5 protein-coding genes and 1 pseudogene are annotated in these 5,172 nt (G+C 30.5%); all 6 read right to left on the bottom strand.

Translation table 11 applies throughout. The annotated features are described in order from the left end of the window. A partial coding sequence (lipA, locus tag ABY298_RS14725; protein ID WP_372746812.1) for a lipoyl synthase occupies positions 1–872 on the bottom strand: 872 nt, incomplete at its 3' end. Positions 873–905: 33 nt separating this feature from the next. Then, positions 906–2,126 carry an Nramp family divalent metal transporter gene (locus ABY298_RS14720; RefSeq protein ID WP_372746813.1) on the bottom strand — a complete coding sequence of 407 codons (1,221 nt, stop codon included), beginning with the start codon at positions 2,124–2,126 and terminating at the stop codon, positions 906–908. Between the two features lie 5 nt (positions 2,127–2,131). Next, entirely contained in the window at positions 2,132–2,701 is a 570-nt protein-coding gene (locus tag ABY298_RS14715) for an RNA polymerase sigma factor (protein ID WP_372746811.1), read from the bottom strand. Then, on the bottom strand, positions 2,695–3,801 hold the full coding sequence (locus ABY298_RS14710) for a glycosyltransferase (protein ID WP_372746810.1): 1,107 nt from the start codon (positions 3,799–3,801) through the stop codon (positions 2,695–2,697). Before ABY298_RS14710 ends, ABY298_RS14715 begins: the two co-directional genes overlap by 7 nt. A 2-nt stretch (positions 3,802–3,803) precedes the next feature. After that, a complete protein-coding gene (locus ABY298_RS14705) occupies positions 3,804–3,989 on the bottom strand; it encodes a membrane or secreted protein (protein WP_372746809.1) in 186 nt (61 codons plus the stop codon). A 343-nt stretch (positions 3,990–4,332) separates the two neighbouring features. Then, positions 4,333–5,172: pseudogene (locus tag ABY298_RS14700) on the bottom strand (elongation factor G); the annotation flags it as partial.

The raw sequence follows: 5,172 nt of genomic DNA, 5'->3' as shown, positions 1-5,172 counted from the left end.
TACACCAAATGTCGTTGTGCTTTGTAAGATGAGCGTACTAAAGCGCCACTTTCTACATATTTAAAGCCCATTTTTTCACCAATTTCTTTGTATTTAGCAAATTGTTCTGGAGTTACAAATTCTTTAACAGGTAAGTGTTTTTTACTTGGTTGTAAATACTGACCAATGGTTAAAATATCAACTTTGGCATTGGCTAAATCTTGCATTGTTTCAATAACTTCAGCTTCTGTTTCGCCTAAACCAAGCATAATACCAGATTTTGTTCTGCGTTGTCCTTGGTCTTTCATATATTTTAAAACCTCTAAACTTCTATCGTATTTTGCTTGTATACGTACTTCACGCGTTAATCGCCTAACGGTTTCTAAATTGTGTGAAATTACTTCTGGAGCAACTGCTAAAATTCGATCTATATTTGTGGTGTTTCCTTGAAAATCTGGAATTAAGGTTTCTAATGTTGTTTCAGGGTTTGCTCTTCTAATAGCATTAATTGTTTCAGCCCAAATAATAGAACCACCATCTTTAATATCATCTCTATCAACCGATGTAATTACGGCGTGTTTAATGTTCATTAATTTTATAGAACGTGCTACTTTTTCTGGTTCTTCCCAATCTACATTTTCAGGTCTTCCGGTTTTTACACCGCAAAATCCACATGAACGCGTGCAAATATTTCCTAAAATCATAAAGGTAGCTGTGCCTTCTGTCCAGCATTCACCCATATTAGGGCAACTTCCGCTAGTGCAAATAGTATTTAATTTATACTTTTCAACAACACCTCTAAGTTCAGTATATTTTTTTCCAACTGGTAGTTTTACACGTAACCATTTAGGTTTTTGAATTGTATTTGGAGAATCTATATTTTTTTCAGTCATTTTAGTAAAATTGACTGCAAAAATACAAAGTTTTTACAAACTAGAAAGATACCAAATGCTAAAACCAATTAAAAATACAATTCCAAAATAACTCAACACCTTAAATTGTAGTGTAGGACGCCATTCTTTAGGAGTGTTTTTTCCAGAAATTAAAATGAAATTGATAATAGCAAAAAATGGTGCAGTTAAAAATGATAAAACAGTGGCTATTTTTATTAAAAGTCCCATTTCACTCATAAAAAACACCATAATAAAAATAGTTCCTACCGCTAAAAAGCTAATCCAAAACCAATATGCTTTTGGGTAGATTTTATTTTGCAACAACTCAAATGTTTTGGTCATTGCTCTTGGAGAGGCATCTAAGGTTGTTATAGTAGTGCTAAACATTGTGGTGAAAGCAGCTGCGGCAATAAATATATACATGCCATTTCCTAAACTTGTAGTGTATAAATTAATTAATTGTTGCGAAAATACTACGGCGCTATCGCTAAAAGTTTCTGTGGTATGATGCATTACAATAGCACCAAGTGCAACAAAACAACAACCAACAATTAATGTTCCTACAAAACCAATATTAAAGTCAAAAATTGCTTGTTTGGTATCAAAGTTATTTGATTTGTCTTTTTGTTTTTCCAAAGCCCAAAGCGATTGCCATATAGATACATCTAAAGGTGCGGGCATCCATCCTAAAAAAGCAATTAAGAAGCTTATTTCTAGGGTTCCTTTTGGTAAAACTTGTGCAAAGCTTATTGGTTGGGTTGAATTTAAGCTGGCTACAATTAAAGCTATAATAGTACTTGCTGTTAAGGTAACAATAATAAATTTCATTAAATTATCAAGTAGTTTGTATTTTCCTACAACAAGTAGCACAACACAAATACTTGTAATAATAGCACTCCAAATAATTGGGTTTGTGGTAATTCCAAATAAATTAGCTGCTAAACCTGCCGTAACTATAGTAACAGCGGCTTGTATGGTAAACATAGTTGCCAAATTCAAAATAAAATAGGAGAGGAGCACACCTTTTCCTAATTTTTTATAACCATCTAACAAACTTTCTCCTGTTGCAGTAGCGTAACGTGGCCCAATTTGAAAAAATGGATATTTTACAATATGAATTAAAACCAAAGCCCAAATTAATCCAAAACCAAAATCGGCTCCAGCTCTGGTAGATTGCACTAAATGGGAAACTCCAATTGCGGCGCCTGCAAATAGTAAACCAGGACCTAATTTATAAAACCAATTAGAGTTAATTGCACTCAATTTTCAGTAGGATTTTTAATTATTTCAGCCAATAATTTTTTAGCGCGCAACAGTTTTACTTTAATGTTACTCATTGGCTCATTTAATTTCTCAGCCATTTCTTTATAACTCATTTCTCTAAAATAACGTAGGTTAATTATTTCTTGATGATGTGGTTTTAACTGCTTTAAATAGTGTAATAATTGAGCTAGGTTTTGATCTATAATTAATTGGTCTTCAGCTGAAGGAGTTTCATCAAAAATTTTATAAGCTTCTGATTCTTTTTTGTTTAAAGAAATGGTTTCCTTACGTTGTTCTTTGCGTAAATGATCAATAAAAATATTTTTAGAAATGGTAATTAACCACGTTTTAAAATTATAATTTTCATTGTATAAATTAATTTTATCAAAGGCTTTTGAAAAGGTTTTTATAGTAATATCTTGAGCTTCATCTTCGTTTCCTGTTTTAGAAAATTGAAAACGATACACATCACTCCAATAGGTGTTAAGTAATGTGTTAAAAGCTTTTTGATCGTCTTTTTTTGCTTTTTCAATTAAGTCGGCAATATCAATATTTTTGTTTACCAATGGTGAGGTTTTGAAATCGAATTTTTTATAAAGATAAACAATTGTACGAATATCAAAAATATTTCAAGCAGTGGAGTTAAAACCACCAAATCGTTTTCGTTTAATTTTTTAGCTGAAAAGCCAATTACCAGATTTTGAATTAAAAATCGAACAAAAATTAATGAAACTACAACAATCCAATGAAATAGAAATGCAACTAAAATAATACCCACTACGTAAAATAATAGTTGCGAAGCATAAAATAAGCCTAACATAAATTTATGTACTGGTTTATAATGTGAAGCCGTTGAAACGTGTCTTCTTTTTTGAAGAATCCAATCTTTAAAAGTGCTTTTAGGTTTAGATTCCGTAAAGCTGTTTTCTGTAAAACAAATGGCTAAATTTTGTTTGTTAGCTATTTGATTGATAAATAAATCGTCGTCTCCCGATTTAATTTTCATATGATTTGCAAAACCATTTACACTAAAAAATTGTGTTTTTGTGTAGGCTAAATTTCTTCCAACGCCCATATAAGGCAATCCTATTTTAGCATATGAAAAATATTGAATGGCCGTTAAAAGCGTTTCAAAACGAATTAATTTATTTAGAAACGATTTTCTTATTTTTTTATAAGCACCATAGCCCAATACAATTTCTTTGTTGCTGAAATTTTGCACCATTTCTGTAATCCAATGTTCCGAAATAGGTTTACAATCGGCATCTGTAAACAGTAAATGTTCGTGTGATGCAGCTTTAATACCTAAGGTAAGTGCATATTTTTTACTTCCCCAGAACTGTTCATTTTCTTTAACATCAACAATTTTAATTTTGGTTGGATGTGCTTTTTGAAACTGTTCTAAAATGTCTAAAGTTTTATCTCTGGAGCAATCATTTATCAATACTAACTCAAAATTAGAATACGATTGATTGATAAAATACGGTATGTTTTTCTTTAAATTTTTAGCTTCGTTTTTAGCACAAATAAGTACAGAAACTGGCTGATTAAAAGAAGTTTGAACCGATTTTTTTTTGGAAAAACTGAATGCTCCAAAGATAAAAATGTAATAAATAAATTGAATACAAAAGATTGCTATAAACGCAATAAACAGGTATTCTAACATTATTATTTATTTTCGCAGTTTTCTGGAAGTTTTCCACAGTAACCACAAGCTTCACCTTCTTTATTTAAATGTGGATTCTGACTTGCACAAGTTCCAGCGAATTTACCGCCTTTTTTTGCCCAAAGTTTAATGGCTATCCCAAGAACTCCAACACCGATTAATGCTATTGTTATAAAAAATAATTTCATTGTTGTAAATTTTCTGCAAATATACTTATTTCTTAATGAAGGTTAAATACATTATTTTTAAAAAATTATTTTGTGAATTATGTAAAGTAAATTGTTAAAATACTATTTAAATATGAGTAATTTGTTAAATATTAATCACTTTAAGTGTTTTGTATTAATATTTTTATTAAATTGCTATATGATTAGTATTTAAGTTTTTAAAAAAAATCTTGTGGACTTTGTACCAACTAAAACGAGTAATTATTAAAATTGATTGAATTAATGAAATACTAATCTGAATTAAATTTAGAAGACTCGTCATTTTACAATGACGAGTCTTTATTTTTAAGGTTAAAATTTAAAATTAGTTAGCTTTTACCAATTCGTCTTGTACGTTATTTGGTACCAATTCAAAATTAGAGAATTTAGTGCTAAAACTTCCTCTACCTTGTGTAATAGATCGCAGAGTTGTAGAATATTTATACATTTCAGCTAGCGGAGTTTTTGCTTTAATAGTTTGGTATTTTCCATCGCTATCCATTCCTAAAATAATGGCTCTTCTAGATTGTAAATCGGTCATTACATTTCCCATTAATTCTTCAGGAACTATAACATTTAATTCATGTATTGGTTCTAGCAATTTAGGTTTTGCATTTAAAAAGGCTTCTTTAAAAGCGTGTGCTCCAGCAATTTTAAACGAAATATCATTAGAATCTACCGCGTGCATTTTTCCATCAAACAGCATAACTCGTATATCTCTGGCATAAGAACCTGTTAAAGGACCTTCTTCCATAACTTCTAAAATTCCTTTTAAAACAGAAGGTAAATAGCGCGCATCAATAACACCACCTACTATACAATTGTAGAATACTAATTTTCCACCCCAATCTAAATTTATTTCTTCTTTACCTCTAATGTTAAAACCTTCTGGTTCTGGCATTCCTTCAAAATAAGGTTCAATTTTTATATGAACTTCACCAAATTGCCCTGATCCACCAGATTGTTTTTTATGCTTGTAACTTGTGGTTGCCGAGCGTTGTATGGTTTCTCTATATGCTATTTTTGGTTGGTCAAAATTTGCTTTTATTCCGTAAACGTTATTTAAAGTCCAATCTATTGTTGCCAAGTGTAATTCTCCCTGACATGAAAGTATTAATTGTTTTAATTCTTTCATATATTGGATAGAAACAGTTGGATCTTGACT

The organism is Lutibacter sp. (assembly GCF_041596795.1).
Taxonomy (GTDB): domain Bacteria; phylum Bacteroidota; class Bacteroidia; order Flavobacteriales; family Flavobacteriaceae; genus Lutibacter.
Note: the sequence above shows the minus strand (reverse complement) of the source record. Positions and strands in the feature narration are given on the sequence as shown.

Bases quoted from the DNA above. Each gene is read 5' to 3' on its own strand.
- ABY298_RS14710 (WP_372746810.1), bottom strand. From the start codon at position 3,801: ATGTTAGAATACCTGTTTATTGCGTTTATAGCAATCTTTTGTATTCAA.
- ABY298_RS14705 (WP_372746809.1), bottom strand. From the start codon at position 3,989: ATGAAATTATTTTTTATAACAATAGCATTAATCGGTGTTGGAGTTCTT.